This is a genomic window from Streptomyces sp. NPDC127197 (assembly GCF_042672405.1).
GTDB classification, from domain to species: Bacteria; Actinomycetota; Actinomycetes; order Streptomycetales; family Streptomycetaceae; genus Streptomyces; species Streptomyces flavusporus.
The window spans coordinates 164356-179718 of the sequence record NZ_JBHXVG010000015.1 but is presented as its reverse complement, the minus strand read 5'-3'; the positions used below and the strand labels follow the sequence as shown (position 1 = coordinate 179718).

Genomic DNA, 15363 nt, shown 5'->3' with positions numbered 1-15363 from the left:
TCGAGACCAGCTGCGAGCAGAACAACGGCCTCCTCGATCGAGTTCTCCTGGCCGGTACGCCCGAGGACGCCTCACGGGGTTTCTTCCATCAGCTGCTCGACCCGTGAGGCAACCCCTTCGCCGTAGCTGTTCAGTTCGGCGTCGTAGCGGGTCTGAGCACGGTCCAAGGCTTCGTCCACGTCGCATCCGTGCACATGAAGCCAATGAAGGAAGTCCGTGATCGCCGAGATCACCGACTCTTCGGCCACGGCTCTCTTCAACCTGCCCCCACCGGGTCGAAGAAGAAGAAGAGGCTCGACCTCGGCATAGAAGTCCAGCAGTGCCTCCGCCCGCCGCACGCCGGGACCCTCCACGTGACCGTCCGGCGAAGCGAGGCCCGTCGCCAGCTCACACCACGTGACCTTGCGGTCAGGGCCGAGTTCGACGCCCCACCGTTCGGCGACCGCGTCGACGAGGGCCATGCCCCGGCCGCCCTCCGAGTCGACGTTCGCGTCGAGGAGGGTGGGCAGGGCGCGGGTGTCGGGGTCGTGAACCTCAATGCGCAGATGCACGCCGTTCATCGAGACCGCGAGGGTGGCCGGGGTTCCCGGGCCGACGTGCGTGATGACGTTGGACACCAACTCGCTGACGCAGAGCTGGGCTTCGTCGGCGACGCCGTGCAGCCCCCAGATGCCCAGGTGCAACCGCATGACCCGGCGCAGGCCGGCCACCTCCGTCGGTTCGGCCGTGAAGGCAAGGTCCCACGGCTTGCGCATCACGCACGTTTCCTGGCCCATGAAAACCCCTCTCGTCGCGATGACACCCCATGAGCCACGCAGAGTTATGCGGCATCACGTTGAGTTGCGTCCCCATCAGAGTGCGACCTACGCATCCCTTCGTGCAATGTGCACGGCGGGATTCCCACTTCCGAGTGATTGGCAAGCACACCTCTTGGCACGAGACTGAACGCCCGCTATTCGAAACGGGGTTGATATGGCCGGATCACCCACGGCACGCCGGCGCCGCCTGTCGATCGAACTGAAGAAGCTCCGCGAGCAGAGCGCGCTCACCTGCGCCCAGGTCGGCGAGGCCCTGGACTGGAGCGGCTCCAAGGTCAACCGCATGGAAACGGGCAGCGGCCGGGTACAACCGTCCGACATCGATGCCCTGTGCCGCTTCTACGGAACCAGCGACGAACTGCGGGAGTTCCTCAAGTCGCTCGCCCGGCAGGCCAAGGTACGGGGCTGGTGGCAGGTCCACGGCTCAGGCGTTCCGGAGTGGTTCAACATCTACATCGGCCTGGAGCAGGATGCGTCCACCTTCAGGCAGTACCAGTGCGAGTTGGTGCCCGGCCTCATGCAGACCCGCGCCTACGCCGCCGAGCTCCACAAGACCGGTGCGCACATGTCTGCTGAGGACATCGACAGGGCTGTACAGGTGCGCCTGGAGCGTCAAGCCATGCTGCAGCGGCCCGATGCACCCGAAGCCTGGTTCATCGTGAATGAGGGCACTCTACGCAACGTCATCGGGGACCGCGCGTTGATGCGCGAACAGCTTGAACACGTACTGGACACAGCCCAGTTGCCGACCGTGACCCTGCAGGTCCTCCCCTTCGACTCGGGCACCTATCCCGCCACGGGCTCATTCACCATGCTGGGCTTTCCCGCCCCTGAGGATCCCGACGTCGTCTACCGGGACGGCATCACCGATGCTGTCTACTTGGAGGGCGAGCATCATGTTCGTGAGTACACCCGAGCGTTCGACGGCCTCCGCGCCGCGGCCCTGAGCCCTCAGCGTTCGACACAGTTGATCGAAACGGTCTTGAAGGAATACGCAAGGTGAGCATTGCAGAGCCCAGTAGTTCCAGCCGTCTGGTGTGGTTCACGTCGTCCTACAGCAACGGTGCCGGCGGGGAGTGCGTCGAGTGTCGGCTGATGGAGCATGGCGCCGTCGTGCGCGACACCAAGCTGTCGGGAGGGCCGGTGGTAACCGTGGGAAGCAGGGCTTGGCGTTCCTTCGTGGCGGCCCTGCCCAGCGGCCTTGGCCCAGCGCATCCGGCACGCTGAAGGAAGATGCATCCTGGCTGTGGAATCTGTAGGACACTGCCCGTAGGACAGAGGATCAAGGAGCAGATCGTGAGCGCACAGCACGCGCAAACGCCCGTTCCTGCACTGTTGTCATTGAGGGCGATCGGCGACATTCGAGCGGCTCTGCGGTCCGGGCACGGCTTCCCCAGCTACCGTAAGTTCTTCGAAGCGGATCTTCAGCATGCGCTGGAAACGTCGACGGAGACGGACCTGAACGCGGTGGCTGCGGTGATCGTCGACTACTGGGGCAGAATCCGTCTCTACCAGAATCCTGACTTCGACATTGCAGTGCAGGAAGGCATCCATCTCACGGTTCAGCTGAAGCGGGAGGCCCAGGACCAGTGACCGGCGTAATCGCGGCCGTTGCGGTCAGGGCCAGCCGATCGGGGAAAGGCACTCGGAGTGGAGCAGGCCCTTGAAGTACTACGGCAGGACCTGGAGCAGGCTCCGCGGCTCGAGGTGCGAGAACCTGGTAGAGATCCCGGAATCGGTACTCAAGGAGGCCGTTCGTGCTCTTGGATGGTGAAGCCTGGCGGGCGAAGTTCCGAGAATTCCAGCACGAGGCGTGGCGGCTCGAAACGCTGCCCGAGTACCGGGTTCCTCAGGAAGAAGAGGAGATCCGGGCCTATCTGTCCGGCGAACGTATCGACCCTCACACGCACTCGAATGCGTACACCGAGGATCTCAAGAGGGTGCGCCGCGAAGGCAAGAGCAAGGGACGAGTACACATCGTCACCCGTCCCCTCACCACGTACCTTCAATACGAGTTCATGTACTACCGCCCCCATGTTTGGGCGGGCGACGACATCCGAATCATGGACGTGACCGACCGGGAAAACCCTCTGGCGGGCGTCCAGGACTTCTGGATGTTCGACAAAGCGGAATCCCCAGAAGAAGCGGGAATGGCTGCGGCAGTAGCCGTATCCGGCGTGCCCGGCCAGCTCGGAGCGTTTGACAGTCTCGCGGGAGGCCGCGCACGGCAGCGGGGTGGAGTCGATCAGCCGCAGGTCGTCGTGCCAGGTCGGCACCTGTCGGGCCAGGGCCTCGATCACCTGGCTGATCAGCGGCCCGGCGGCGTTGAGACGCTTGTTGTAAGCGGACTGCTGGGGCAGGTAGCGGAAGAGGTGCCCGAGCCTGGCGTGGGCGAAGCGGATCCAGTGCCGTGCGGAGGGGAAGCCGAGCAGGACTTGGGCGACCGCCAGGCACAGCAGTTCGGCATCCGTCAGTTTCGGGGGTCGCCCGATCCGGCGACAAGGCGCCACGTGGTCGTCGATGAACACGTACAGTGCGGCCAGAAGGGCGTCCAGGTTTGTCGTCACACACGAGCCAACGGGCGCCCTTCGCCATGGTCGCGGCCAGCACAAACATCGGACTCATTCATCTAGGCGGCTTCGTTTGGATCACCGGGCTGACCAGAGGAAGATGCCCGCGACGTGGAGTCCGGCCAGGCAGATGGTCGCCGTTTCTCGTAGCGGGTGGCGATGCAGCCCGCTGGGCTGCGCCACTGCTTCAAGCGGTTGATGCACCGCTCGACGGTGTTGCGCTGCTCATAGGCCTCGCGGTCGAAGGCAGGTGGCCTGCCGCCGCAGCTGCCCCGACGCAGCCGGTGGCCCCACTGATCCGTCGGGACGGGGATCGCCGCCGAAGCATCCGCCTGGGCCATCAGCGCGGTGAACACCCGCTCCCACGCGCCGTCCACGGCCCACATCCGCAGGAGGCTGTAGACAACGTACGACCGCCTGTGGCCCGCCTCCTCCGGAAGCGGGCCACAGGCCTTGCGTTGGTCGCGTGCGTGCGTGTCGGCTTGTCCGTCAGCGCACGCCGCGCGATGCGAGCAGGCCGCAGGCGCCTGTCGTGCTGTCGCATGCGGCGTTCCCCGCCGCCAGCATGGCGCGCGTGCCGGGTATGCCCTCGAGGTTGAAGACCGAGCTGCCCTCGCTCGTCGAGGTGAGGTCCGCGGGAAGCTGCTCCTCGGTCCAGGCGGTGCCGTTCCAGCGGGAGAGCACCGTGTGCGGGTTGCCCACGGGCCAGCCCGCGACCCACACGGCTCCCGAGCCGTCGGTGCCCGCGGCGTTCACCTCGTCGACGCCGGGGACGGGTACCGGGTGCCACTCGTGGCCGTCCCACCGGGTGGCCAGCAGACTGCTCGGCGTGCCCATCTGGTTGGGCTTGCCGAAGACGAGGACATCTCCGCGTTCCGTGGTCACGGCGTGGTTGGCAACCCAGCCGCCGTCGGCCTCGGAGGGGGTGGGAACGGTCTTCACCGTCCAGCGCCGGCCGTCGAAGTGGTAGAGCAGGGGTGTCGCGGTGCCGTTGTTGTCGGCCCGGGCGGTGACCCACACGTCGTCGGGGCCGGTGCCGGTGATGGCCCAGGGCTCGACCCGGCTGCCGTCCGGTGCCGGGGGCAGGGCCGTCTTCCGCCACGTGTCGCCGTCCCAGTGCTCCAGCTGCCCGGCGTACTCGTTCGTGGCCGGGTTCCAGTCCAAGGTGGTCAGCCACACGGAGTCCGGGCCCATGGAGGTCAGTCTTGCGACGAAGCGGATCCAGCCCTCGGCGGGCGCCGGACGCGTGAACCGTGTCCACCGGGTGCCGTTCCAGTGCTGGAGCACGATCGGGCTGGCCGTCGCGGGGAGGGCGGCGCCGCTGCGGAGCCGGTCCCCCACAAGGCCCGCGAGGTGGTCCGGGATACGCGCGGAGGAGGTGGTACTCCCCAAGGCGTCGTTGTACGTTCCGGCGACCCAGACGTCGTTCGGGCCCGAGGCGGCCACCGCGTCCAACTGCGCGGGCCTGCCGTCCGTCCTCACGGGCGGTACGTCGCTCCACCGGGTACCGTCCCAGTGCCTGACCAGCGGGGTCGCCGTCCAGGATTCGTCGATGGTCCTGCCCACCACCCACGCGTCGGTCCTGCTCGTCGCCTCGACATCGAAGAAGTCGCTCGACTGAGCCTGGGCCAGCGGCATGGCGAGCTTCCAGGGTGTCCCGGAGGGGGCGGCCTGGGTCGCGGTCTGCGCCTGGGCGGCCCACGGGGTGAGGGCGAGGGCACAGGCCGCGATCGAGGTGGCGATACGGACCCTGCGTGAGCCCAGCAGTCGTGCGGACGCTGTCATCTATCCGTTCCTTTGCGGTGTGTTCCGTCACCGGCCCAAGGCATCGGTGTCCTGGGCCGGGAAAGGGAGAGGGAGAGGGAGTTCGGGCGTGCCGGGTCTCGCCTCATCCGGATTCAGCGCCGCGCGTTCTGCGGCACCGTGATCTGCTTCTCGGCCCAGCCCATTCGGGTCGTTGCCTCGTAGTTCATCGCCGTGCCCGCCTTCAGCCCCGCTTCTTGCGACTCGGCCGACGGTTCCGCCAGGACGCTCTGCCTGGAGAGCAGCGCGGCGGTGGACGGGTTCACGACGATCTGCTCCTCCACGCTTCCCAGCGGCGTCCGCCACTTGGTGGCGAGCGCGAAACCGATGCCCTCGCGACCCAGCGGGTCGGTGGTGGACCCCAGCGCGCGGATGCCCGGCAGCTGTGCGATCACCTGGTACGCGGCAGCTCGTACGGCAGGCTGTACCGGCATGGTGACGAGGTTGACGGCCTGTTGGAACACGTAGCCCGTGCGGCCGGCGCCCGTCTCGGCACTGCCGGCCTGCTCGTACAACCGCTCCAGCAGCCGACGCAGCTCCGTGTGCCCGGTGGGGAGTTCACGCAGATCTTGGTAGGAGACGTTCTTTGGGCCGAGGGCGTAGATCTTGCCGTCGAAGTCGGTCCGCATGACGAGCGGCTGGCGGGTGCCCATCTGGTACCCCAGCGCCTTCCGTCCGCCCGGCACGTTCACGGACTTCGCGGTGCGTGGGGAACCTGCGGCCCGCCAGCGGGCCTTGTCCTCCGCGGTGCGGGGCCCGGTTTTGGCGTCCAGATTGCTGACCATCAGGCTTTTGGTTCCCGGGTGCACGCCCACCGACCACTTGCTGGTCCCGGTCGAGTGCACGGAGTAGCGCTGACCCGGCTCGCCGACGACGTCCACGTTCTCGGTCCGCGTGGTCACCTGCCAGTACGTTCCCTCGTCGGCGGCGGCAGCCTCCACCTTCTCCGCCACGCTGAGCAGTTCGAGGCGGCCGCCCGGATCGGTCGTTCCTGCGGACGGCGCCGATGCGCCCGCGCCTGCGTGCGGTTCCTGCTGGGCGGGAACGCCCACGACGACCGCGGACGTCGCGAGGACCGCGACGGCACCGAGCGGCACGAGCCAGGCACGCGGTCGCATCAGGATGCGTCTGCTGGCTCCGTCCGGCGCATCGAACGTGATCCGGGCCAGGTCCTCGCGCTGCCGTCGGGTACCCGCCAAGCGGGACGGGTCCAGTTCGGCGGGCCGGGCGTTTGCGAGCACCGTCATGACGTCGCGCGATCGGGCCCGTTGGTACGGCTTCTTCATGTGAGTATTCCTTCCGGTCGGTCGGCTGAGCGGGCTCAGCCGTGATCATCCGGCGGCGCTGCCTGTGCGGGTGGCGGGCGCACGGACCGGGTGCTGCCGTTTCTGGGCCATCGGTACGGACACGGCCGCCAGCGCCTGTTCCAGACGGCGGCGGGCCCGGTGCAACCGGACGGTCAGCGTCGCGGTGGTGCAACCCAGCACTCGTGCGGCCTGCTTGGGGCTCAGCCCGTGCCAGGCGATCAGGGTCAGCAGTTCCCGGTCGGCGTCGGACAGCCCTGCCAGCGCCTGCAGAGCGGCGTCGCGGTCGGTGACGTCCACGGCCACGTCGCCCACGTCGGTCCGGCCGCCGGAGTTGATGCGCTGTGCTTCCTCGACGGCCAGGGCGTACTGGCGGCTGTCCCGGCGACATAACTCTCGCACCAGATTGCGGGCCACCCCCAGGAGCCAGGGCAGCGCGGGCTCCGGGAGGTGCCGCATCCGCCGCCAGGCGACGGTGAACGTTTCGCTGGTGATGTCCTCACCGACCTGCCGGCCCACCCGGCTCGTGGCATAGGCGAGTACGCGCGGATAGCACTCCTCGTAGACCTCCCGGAAGCGTTGGGCTTGGCTCACACGCCTCTCCTCGTCTCGGCTCATTCACCAAGGAATGGCTGCGGCGGTCGGCTTCTTACAGGCAGGCAACAAAAAAATCCGTGCCGCTGAGGAGAACAGGAGGACAGATGTGCCCTTACGCGACCGGCGCAGCGTAGTGGGCCTTGACCACGTCGGGCCCACGTGGGGCGCTTCCTGCCGGTCAGGGCCGCGTCCTGGCCAGTGTCGCCGTTGAGGTCGTGCTGGAAGAAGGCCGTCGTGTAGGCGACCCGGCGTTGCTCGTCCTCGGTCAACTGCCTCTGGTCCGACCCGAGTCCGGCTCGCCCTCGATGTCACTGTGGCGCGGGATCCGGCAGTGGCCGGCCTTCGAGCCGCTGGCGGACGAGGTGATCCCGGGACCTGTTCCCGTCCTCAAACGCGACGACTCGGGGCGTAGTCACCTGCTCTGACTGCTGTCGGACCTCCGGCAGTTGCTATATCCGTACGACGGCGCCGCCAGGCGAACGACCAGGTCGGACGGGCTCCTACCTGGGGCCGAGAACGGTGTCGGTGCCCGCTTCCTGGCGCCCGGCGGCCCGGCCTGCCCCACGACGCGGCTCTGACCGCAAACTGCACAGACTCTGCGTGCCGCAGGGAGTGGGGACCTGCACAGGTGGCGCGTGCCGAAGGGAGTGACGAAGCCGCACGGATTCTGCGCCCCGCACAGAGTGTGCGCGTCCGTACCGATCAAGCCGCACAGAGTGTGCGCGTCCGCACTGATCGAGCCCCACAGACTGTGCGCACCGCTGGGGTGAGGAAGCCACGCGGAGTCTGCGAGCCGCATAAGATCCGTGTGCTGCAAGGCCTCTGCGAGCCGCACAAGAATACGCGCGCCGGCAGTAGAGCCGCACAGGCCGGGCGAGGGCGAGGCGCAGAAGCTCGCGCGGCTCGGGCGGCCACTGGCGACCGGTGCCCCTAGATGAATGAGTCCGATGTTCTCAGTGGTCATAGGCGATCAGGGATCTTTTGATCTTGGCGCCGGTGGTCCAGTTGTGCCAGATGCCGGCTGCAAGGGCGAGGAGTCGTTGGCCGGTTCGGGCGAACACTCCGGGCAGGGTTCTGCCGCCGTGTTGTTCCAGGCTGAGCTGTCCCTTGAGTGTGTCGATGACGGCCTCGATCCACTGGCGGACGCGGGCGAGGCGGCCGTGCCGGACAGGTTCGTCCTTCCGGTCCGGCCGCACCAGGTGAACACCCAGGCGCTCGGTCAGGAACGCCTCGAACTCCCTCCCGGCGAAGCCCTTGTCGGCGAGGATCACCTGACCGGTGCGGACCAGGTGGTGGTCGCGTTCCAGCAGGGCCGTCATCACCTCCCGCTCACCCAGTTTCGGGTTGGCCAGGCACCAGGACACCGGCATGCCCTCGGCGGTGGTCAGCAGGTAGAGGCGGAATCCCCAGAAGAAGCGGGAATGGCTGCGGCAGTAGCCGTATCCGGCGTGCCCGGCCAGCTCGGAGCGTTTGACAGTCTCGAGGGAGGCCGCGCACGGCAGCGGGGTGGAGTCGATCAGCCGCAGGTCGTCGTGCCAGGTCGGCACCTGTCGGGCCAGGGCCTCGATCACCTGGCTGATCAGCGGCCCGGCGGCGTTGAGACGCTTGTTGTAAGCGGACTGCTGGGGCAGGTAGCGGAAGAGGTGCCCGAGCCTGGCGTGGGCGAAGCGGATCCAGTGCCGTGCGGAGGGGAAGCCGAGCAGGACTTGGGCGACCGCCAGGCACAGCAGTTCGGCATCCGTCAGTTTCGGGGGTCGCCCGATCCGGCGACAAGGCGCCACGTGGTCGTCGATGAACACGTACAGTGCGGCCAGAAGGGCGTCCAGGTTTGTCGTCACACACGAGCCAACGGGCGCCCTTCGCCATGGTCGCGGCCAGCACAAACATCGGACTCATTCATCTAGCTTGCCGTGGTCGTACATCGCGTGGATCCGGGCCTCGTTCTCAGTCCAGGGTTCGAGGCCGACGGCAGCACGGCGGGCGTCGAGGTGCTCCGGATCTTCGACGGGGTGCATATTCAACCGCCCTTCGGGTCCCCGGGCCACCCGTGTTCGTCGACGATGCGACACAGCGCGGACGTGTTGTCGGCGTCGATGGCGCGCCACTGATCGATGTAGTCCGGTGGCCGCTCCGCGAGCGGCAGCGTGCGAATGCGTTGGTCCTCGGACATACGCGCGCGGAGTTCGGCGGCGAGGTGGGGGCGGAGGGGGTTCATCAGGTGCTCCTTGTCAGCCGGGCTGACCGTCAGCCCAGTGCCTCTATCGCTCGCACGATCAAGGCCCGGGCCTCGGCGCCGTACACGGCCATGCCTCGCAGCTGCTCGAAGGCCCTGATGTGCAGGGCGATCTCGGAGGGCTGCGTGATGTTCACCTCGGCGGAGATCAGTTCGATGGACACAAGCGTGTCGTCGTGCACGTCAAACGTCTCCTGCGGCCACAGTGCCCGCTCTTGCGTCGATGTCGGGATGATGCCGGAGGAGACCGACGGTAGAGCGCCGGCAGTGAGCAGGTAGCCCAGCTGTGCGGCCATCGCATCCGCGTCGCCGAGTTGGTAGTAGAGCACTGCCTCCTCAATGAGCAGCACGAAGCGGTGCCCCGGCTCGTGGATGATCTGCGAACGCTGCACGCGCGCCGCTGCCGCCTCGGCCGCGTCGTCGGGGACGCCGAGGAGCCGGGCGTTACTGCTGAGCAACGCCCGCGCATACCCCTCGGTCTGCAGCAGCCCGGGTACCAGGACCGGGAGTACACGCGCAACAGCTCCGTCGACTTGTACAGCTCCACATAGCTGTCCTGGAGCTTCCGAAGGCCCGTCCGCACACGCTGGGGCGCTCTGAGGCGCGTCAGTTCCAACCGGTCATCGGCTCTTCGGGCAGAATTCGTTCAGCGCGTTGTTGAAGCCCGCGATGAAGGCGTCTCGTGCGGCCGGGTTGGGGGTGAGGAACTTGGGCGGGGTCCTCGTCTTGCAAGCCTCCGGGATCCGCGCCTTCCCGGCCTGGAAGCCGGCGGTGGACGCCCTTGCAACATCGGACCCCCTCCCGGAGGGCTCTCCCGGCTTGGCTCCCTTAGGGCAGAAGGCGGCCAGTGCGTTGTTGAAGCCCGCGATGAAGCCGTCCCGTTCGGCCTTGCTGGGTGTGAGGATCTTGAGTGGAACCTCGGTCGTACAGGCCTTCGGGATCTGCTCCTTCCCAAACTTGAAACCCGCGCGGAATCCCCTTTCGAAATCGCCGCCGTCGCCCTGCGTGACGGCGGCCGACGCGGAGGTATGAGCCGCCGGGCTCGGTGCAGCGAAAGCCGGCGGGAGCGCCAGGGAGGCGAACAGCGCTGGCGCGATCAGCGCGACGCTTCGCCTGGCCGTGCATTTTCTGTTCATGGTTTCCCCTAAAGCGGCGAGGATGCAGTTTTGCACTGGCTGCGGTGTTTCGATAGTCCGCGTCTTAGTTGCAGAATTGGTCGATTGCGCTCTTCTTCCCGGACTCGAAGCCGCGTTCGTAGTTCGGGTCGAGGGCGGCGACGCCCTTCTTCGGCGCGGCGGCTTCGCACAGCTCCCGGCCGAGGGCGAACCCGTCCTTTTGCCCCTGCCGGAATTCCGCACGGGCCTGCTCCTGCTCGGACTGGCCCGGCTCTCCGGGCTTCGTCTCACCAGGTTTGGTGGCCGCCGGGGAGCAATCAGCACGCTTAGCTGTGGTGTCGAGGTCATACATAACTGCATAATCGCCGGGCGGGAGGCTTGCGTGGTCGATACTCCCGTCAGCCGCGAAACGGGAAGAAGCCGTGGCACCGTTGCGGTTTACCACTTCGTAGGGCCCACCACCTGGAAACCCCGAACCCACAACTGAGACGGTGCCGTTCCCCGCCGGTCTTACCGAGCACGTCGCGCTCGGGGCAGCAGAAGCCGACGCAGCCGGGATAATGGAAACACCTCCGGTCAGCGCAATGGCCGAAGCGACAGTCGCTGCGATCTTCTTCATCGGTCTCTCGATTCTTTGAGGGCGGCCGCCTCGACCGAAGCGCCACGTGGGGTGTCCGTCATTCGCCCGTGGCGCGTTGCCGGCTCAGCGGCGGCTTCAGCACGGGCGGGAAGCCATGCCCGAGCGGCGGAAGTCCGCGCCTTTAGTCGCAGAAGAGGTCGAGCGCGCTCTTTCCCGGACTCGAAGCCGCGTTCGTAGTTCGGGTCCAGGGCGGCGACGCCCTTCTTCGGCCCGGCGGCCGCGCACAGCTCCCGGCCGAGGGCGAACCCGTCCTTTTGCCCCTGCCGGAATTCCGCACGGGCCTACTCCTGCTCGGACTGGCCCGGCTCTCCGGGCACCTGCTCCGGGAGCTCGGGGAGCTCCTCCATCTCCGGGACAGGTTGAGCGTCGAGCAACGCACGTCCTGCTTCACCTCGTTGTTCACCGATTCTCTGAGAAAGCAGCTCGCCGGCGGAGTCGGCGGGGTGAGCTCCGGTACCGTCGCATTCCCCGCGGCGTCCGCGATCACCGTGGTCCCCGGAGTCCCATCCGGCTTTCCGACCTGGAGCTGCGCGCCGCCGGTGAATCCCGTCCCGTTTGCCGTGACCGATCCGCCTCCTGCCGCCAGCTCCAGCGTGCACTTGGCCGTCGGCGGGATGGCGGGAGCCGGCGCAGCCGCGGCAGCGGGCTGGTCATGTCCGCGAACGAGATGGGGGTCAGCAGAACTGCAGCCGTCATGGCATGTGCAAGCTTCATCTTCGAACCTCGCGGAAATCAGAGCCCACCTCGATGGGCGGGCACCGCGTCGCTGGTGAGGGCGTCGATGTAAACCCCGTACCATCAGAATCCCACCACGGCAATTCCGGCGCATCTCGTGGAGGCGGTCCGGCGTCAAACAGAACTTCACCCGTAGTTGAATGGCGCACGGACCAGGGCTTTCGGCAAAGTCTTGTGATGTCCAGTTCGGGATCATGTGAGTCCGAGCAGGGCGAGCGGTCGGCGGGTGTGGGGGCGTTGTGCCGCAGTGCGGGGGCGATGTTCGTCTTGCCGGCCAGGCGGAGGGCGCCGATGGCGAGATGACGCCAAGTGGCCATGGCGCGCCGTGCGGTGCCTGTCCGCAGCTGGGAAGCATCCTCGACGAACGTCACATCCCTGACATGGTGCAGGGCCTCGACTTTCCAGTGGTCGCGGATCAAGTTGACCGCGTAGACGGTCTTGATGCTGATCTTGCCGGTCTTGTGGTAGCCGCGTGAACATCACCGAACTCCTCAAAAACCTCCAGGCCCGGCAGGACGGGGCCAACGCCCGGACCGGCGAACTACGCGGCCGGATCGAGCACCTCACCGCCGCCCTCACCGAGACCGAAGCGCGCCTCGCCGACCTGGCCACCACCCGGAAGGTCATCGCCGAACTCGCGCCTACCGGAGACGAACCCGATCCGCCCGAGACGACCACCGCCTACCAGGCCATCCTGAACGCCTTCAACCAGCACGCCGACCAGGCATTCCGGGTCCGCGAACTACACGAACTCCTCGGCATGCCGACCGACGACCCGGCCCTGAACGTCACTCGAAGCCGCCTCGGACGCCTCACCCGCCAAGGGTTCCTCATCCCACCCGGACGCGGCATCTACCAGAAACGGACTTGACGCCCTCTCAGAACCCGGCGACTTCTCCGAAAGGTCGGTTTTCAGCCACAGCGGTATGGGGGCCGTATCCGTGTCGGCACCGTTTCGTCTCGCTGCGGTGCGTCCCGCGACCCGTCGCCCTGAGCGCCCGCTGTGATCCATCCGACGTTTGGGCATGCACATTCCCCTGCCACCAAGGACGCCTGCCGCCAGGGAAGTTGAACGGAATCCGCGCGTACTGAAATCAGCTCCATGGGTGTTGATCTTCCTGCCTAGAGTTCTGCCGCCCGTGCGGTTTTCGCACAGGAGTTTGGGTTCGATCTAGCGGGAAGGACACGGCACTTCGTTTATCCATCCACCCAACCCACCGCGCCAAGACGCAGAAGACGCAACCGGCTCGCGGCAGCCGCCGCACTGCTACTGATCGCCGAGGACGCCTGCCAGCCTGGCGTCTATACCGGCCGCAGTGATTCGCCCAGCCAGTGGAAGTACAACGGCGACACAAAGTTCGACCTATGGTCACTGGCGCCCAAGCTGCCCGATGTCGCCCATGGCGATCAGATCGCCACGGGCCTGTTCACCCCGATCCTCAAGTTCACGATCCCTGGCTACTCCCAGGTCATACCCTCCGAGGGCGAGCAGGGGGAAATTCGCTTCGACAGCGCCGCTTACAACGTACGAGCAAAGGCGGGTTCTGTTTTCCCGATGCCACGCCCGCCCTGCGTTACGACAGGAGCGACACGTCCGACCCCACTGCTCCCGTGGAGCCGTACATCGGAGTAGCCGCGGTCGCGGACCACATCGGCGACGCTCTTGACGACCTGGGCAGCACTTACCCGACGAAGAGCGACAAGAAGCTGCCCGGCGGGAGTGCCTTGAACCCGATGCACCGCCTCGTACCGGGCTTCGGGCCGAGCGAGCAGGCACGCTACGACGCCAACCGCTCCGTCGTCTCCTCCACGTGCAACAACGCCGCCGTCCCGGGTCGACCCACGGCGGGAGAACAGCGCGACTGCGACGAATTCCCCTTCGCCTCCAGTTACCAGGGGGCCGCGCGCTACCAGTACGAGGGTGATCCGTACCGCGACGACTCCTCCGTCCGCTACATCGACTCGGACGAGAATCAAGCAGCCGGGCGGCGTCTCGGCGCCTGGTACGACAATGACCGGATCCTGAGCCATGACCCGTTCATGGTCGTCATCGGCGACTGACCGGGACATCTGGTCTGAGATGGTCATCATGCGGGGCCGGCCCACCAGACCGGCCCCGCATTTCTTTCACTCAGTCTCTTCACTGGCGGCTGTGCGCCAGATCTGGACCAGGCAGTATTGATCTGCGCCATTCAGTTTCTCTTCGTGCCCCGGCGGCATGGGCAAGGGTTCCCGGCGTCCCGCCAACGGAGAGGTGAAAGGCCCGCCTGCACGATTGAATATCCACTGCCAGCGCATCCCGTACAGGCCGGACGAGGGCAGGATCAAGGGGACTTCTTTCTGCCCCCCGTCGATGGTTTCCAGCGCGAGGTCGCCGCCGGGAAGCTCCACCTCCACGTCCTCCGCACCGGACCACTGAGCATCGCTTGCCGTAGGGACGGTTGACCAACTCTCCAACCGCACAGACGCCCGGATTACTTGGGGCGGCACCTGTAGATAGACCATGCCAGGGGCGGAAAGGAGCCAATTCGTGCGATCCGCATGTGGTGCATACGTATCGACACTCGTGTCAACCAGCCCAAAGATGCGATAACTTGGAGAAACCACGGTCTCGAAAACATCCAGCAGCCTGCTCAATGGCGCCTCGCACGTCATCAGTTGAGTCGCGAGCAGCATAATGCTCTCGGATTAGTCGACGGCCTTGTGCTTGGTGAGTTGATGTAGGCGGCCGACGAGGTGGGCGGCCGCGTCGGGGCTCCGGGTTCCATGCCGAAGTGAAGGCCGGCCGACGCCTCCGAGGGCGAAGAGGCCGACAGCTGACGGGCGCCTCGCCTGCACGCTGGGGCAGAGAAAGTCAACCTCAAGAGTTGCAGGCCCGTTATGTCTCGATCGCTGTCAGAGTTGAGCGGCGGCCCGTACCCACTGCCTGCTGTCGGTACGCGTCTGCGCAGTTCAAGTCGACGTCTACAGGGGGAATCCCACTCATGAAGCGATCCGTCGCTACCGGCGCCAAAGCCTGTGTCTCCGCCGTCGCACTGCTCGCCGCCAGCCTTGGCCTCGGCGTGGCCACCGGAGGTCCGGCGAGTGCCGCGACCTGCTATGGCGGGGCGGTGAAGTTCACCAAGTACATCGACCACTCGTTCAGCGAGGTGTTCACGACTTCGTCGGCCTGCCAAGACATCAACCTGAAGATGACCTACGGCGGCGGCACGAGTCGCGAAGTTCGCGTGTGCTTCTACCACAGCAACGACACCCTCAACTACTGCCAGTCCAGCTACAAAGTGGCCTATGTGGACCAGTGGAAGGTCATCGCGAGCGACGTAAAGGACAACGTGAAGTACAGGTATCAGTTCAAGACCTCCGGCTCCGTGACGGCCTACACCGCCGACTGAGCATCGCTCGTCACCGATCTCCAGGGGCCGGGGGCCCGCCCGGGGGGGGGGCCCCCCCCCCCCGGGGGGGGGGGGGGCCCCGGGGGGGGGGGGGGGGGCGGGGGGGGCCGGGTGGGAGAAGTGCGCGGGCCCCCCCCCCACCAACGGGGGGCGGGC

16 protein-coding genes and 4 pseudogenes are annotated in these 15363 nt (G+C 66.9%); 7 read left to right on the top strand and 13 right to left on the bottom strand.

What is annotated here, in order from left to right; all coding sequences use genetic code 11:
* Positions 1-71: 71 nt before the first annotated feature.
* Complete coding sequence (locus ACFVJQ_RS24075) at positions 72-776, bottom strand: ATP-binding protein (RefSeq protein WP_385786654.1); 705 nt, start codon at positions 774-776, stop codon at positions 72-74.
* A 196-nt stretch (positions 777-972) separates the two neighbouring features.
* Here ACFVJQ_RS24075 and ACFVJQ_RS24070 point away from each other — a divergent pair, with 196 nt between their 5' ends.
* From ACFVJQ_RS24070 to ACFVJQ_RS24055, 4 genes and pseudogenes are all read left to right on the top strand, one after another.
* A complete protein-coding gene (locus tag ACFVJQ_RS24070) occupies positions 973-1821 on the top strand; it encodes a helix-turn-helix domain-containing protein (RefSeq protein WP_385510097.1) in 849 nt (282 codons plus the stop codon).
* Positions 1818-2045 carry a DUF397 domain-containing protein gene (locus tag ACFVJQ_RS24065; protein WP_385510095.1) on the top strand — a complete coding sequence of 76 codons (228 nt, stop codon included), beginning with the start codon at positions 1818-1820 and terminating at the stop codon, positions 2043-2045. Before ACFVJQ_RS24070 ends, ACFVJQ_RS24065 begins: the two co-directional genes overlap by 4 nt.
* Positions 2046-2114: 69 nt before the next feature.
* Positions 2115-2411 carry a hypothetical protein gene (locus tag ACFVJQ_RS24060; RefSeq protein WP_385786651.1) on the top strand — a complete coding sequence of 99 codons (297 nt, stop codon included), beginning with the start codon at positions 2115-2117 and terminating at the stop codon, positions 2409-2411.
* Between the two features lie 164 nt (positions 2412-2575).
* Positions 2576-2887 (top strand): annotated as a pseudogene (locus ACFVJQ_RS24055) (DUF6879 family protein); the annotation flags it as partial.
* A 57-nt stretch (positions 2888-2944) separates the two neighbouring features.
* Here the strand turns inward: ACFVJQ_RS24055 and ACFVJQ_RS24050 are convergent.
* The 11 genes and pseudogenes from ACFVJQ_RS24050 to ACFVJQ_RS24000 all read right to left on the bottom strand — a co-directional run.
* Positions 2945-3385, bottom strand: a pseudogene (locus ACFVJQ_RS24050) (IS982 family transposase); the annotation flags it as partial.
* Positions 3386-3466: 81 nt separating this feature from the next.
* Positions 3467-3672 (bottom strand): annotated as a pseudogene (locus ACFVJQ_RS24045) (IS5/IS1182 family transposase); the annotation flags it as partial.
* 205 nt (positions 3673-3877) lie between these two features.
* The gene (locus tag ACFVJQ_RS24040) at positions 3878-5173 is read right to left on the bottom strand and encodes a hypothetical protein (RefSeq protein WP_385786648.1); all 1296 of its coding nucleotides are present in this window, start codon (positions 5171-5173) and stop codon (positions 3878-3880) included.
* Positions 5174-5286: 113 nt separating this feature from the next.
* Positions 5287-6477, bottom strand: coding sequence for a CU044_5270 family protein (locus ACFVJQ_RS24035; protein WP_385786645.1), 1191 nt, complete (start codon positions 6475-6477; stop codon positions 5287-5289).
* 45 nt (positions 6478-6522) lie between these two features.
* Complete coding sequence (locus ACFVJQ_RS24030; RefSeq protein WP_385518463.1) at positions 6523-7089, bottom strand: RNA polymerase sigma factor; 567 nt, start codon at positions 7087-7089, stop codon at positions 6523-6525.
* A gap of 956 nt (positions 7090-8045) precedes the next feature.
* On the bottom strand, positions 8046-8930 hold the full coding sequence (locus ACFVJQ_RS24025) for an IS982 family transposase (RefSeq protein WP_385786641.1): 885 nt from the start codon (positions 8928-8930) through the stop codon (positions 8046-8048).
* 54 nt (positions 8931-8984) lie between these two features.
* Complete coding sequence (locus ACFVJQ_RS24020; RefSeq protein ID WP_385786638.1) at positions 8985-9107, bottom strand: hypothetical protein; 123 nt, start codon at positions 9105-9107, stop codon at positions 8985-8987.
* 2 nt (positions 9108-9109) lie between these two features.
* Positions 9110-9307, bottom strand: coding sequence for a hypothetical protein (locus ACFVJQ_RS24015; RefSeq protein WP_385512818.1), 198 nt, complete (start codon positions 9305-9307; stop codon positions 9110-9112).
* A gap of 29 nt (positions 9308-9336) precedes the next feature.
* Positions 9337-9914 (bottom strand): annotated as a pseudogene (locus ACFVJQ_RS24010) (DUF5753 domain-containing protein); the annotation flags it as partial.
* A 31-nt stretch (positions 9915-9945) separates the two neighbouring features.
* Positions 9946-10497: a hypothetical protein gene (locus ACFVJQ_RS24005; protein ID WP_385512817.1), complete on the bottom strand. Its 552-nt coding sequence runs from the start codon at positions 10495-10497 to the stop codon at positions 9946-9948.
* A gap of 28 nt (positions 10498-10525) precedes the next feature.
* The gene (locus ACFVJQ_RS24000; RefSeq protein WP_385512816.1) at positions 10526-10792 is read right to left on the bottom strand and encodes a hypothetical protein; all 267 of its coding nucleotides are present in this window, start codon (positions 10790-10792) and stop codon (positions 10526-10528) included.
* A gap of 1495 nt (positions 10793-12287) precedes the next feature.
* Here ACFVJQ_RS24000 and ACFVJQ_RS23995 point away from each other — a divergent pair.
* Entirely contained in the window at positions 12288-12686 is a 399-nt protein-coding gene (locus tag ACFVJQ_RS23995) for a hypothetical protein (RefSeq protein ID WP_385786633.1), read from the top strand.
* 740 nt (positions 12687-13426) lie between these two features.
* Complete coding sequence (locus tag ACFVJQ_RS23990) at positions 13427-13876, top strand: NucA/NucB deoxyribonuclease domain-containing protein (RefSeq protein WP_385786631.1); 450 nt, start codon at positions 13427-13429, stop codon at positions 13874-13876.
* 66 nt (positions 13877-13942) lie between these two features.
* Here ACFVJQ_RS23990 and ACFVJQ_RS23985 read toward each other — a convergent pair whose 3' ends face one another.
* On the bottom strand, positions 13943-14491 hold the full coding sequence (locus ACFVJQ_RS23985) for a hypothetical protein (protein WP_385786628.1): 549 nt from the start codon (positions 14489-14491) through the stop codon (positions 13943-13945).
* Between the two features lie 308 nt (positions 14492-14799).
* Between ACFVJQ_RS23985 and ACFVJQ_RS23980 the strand changes: the two genes are divergently transcribed.
* Entirely contained in the window at positions 14800-15207 is a 408-nt protein-coding gene (locus ACFVJQ_RS23980) for a hypothetical protein (RefSeq protein WP_385786626.1), read from the top strand.
* Positions 15208-15363 lie beyond the last annotated feature (156 nt).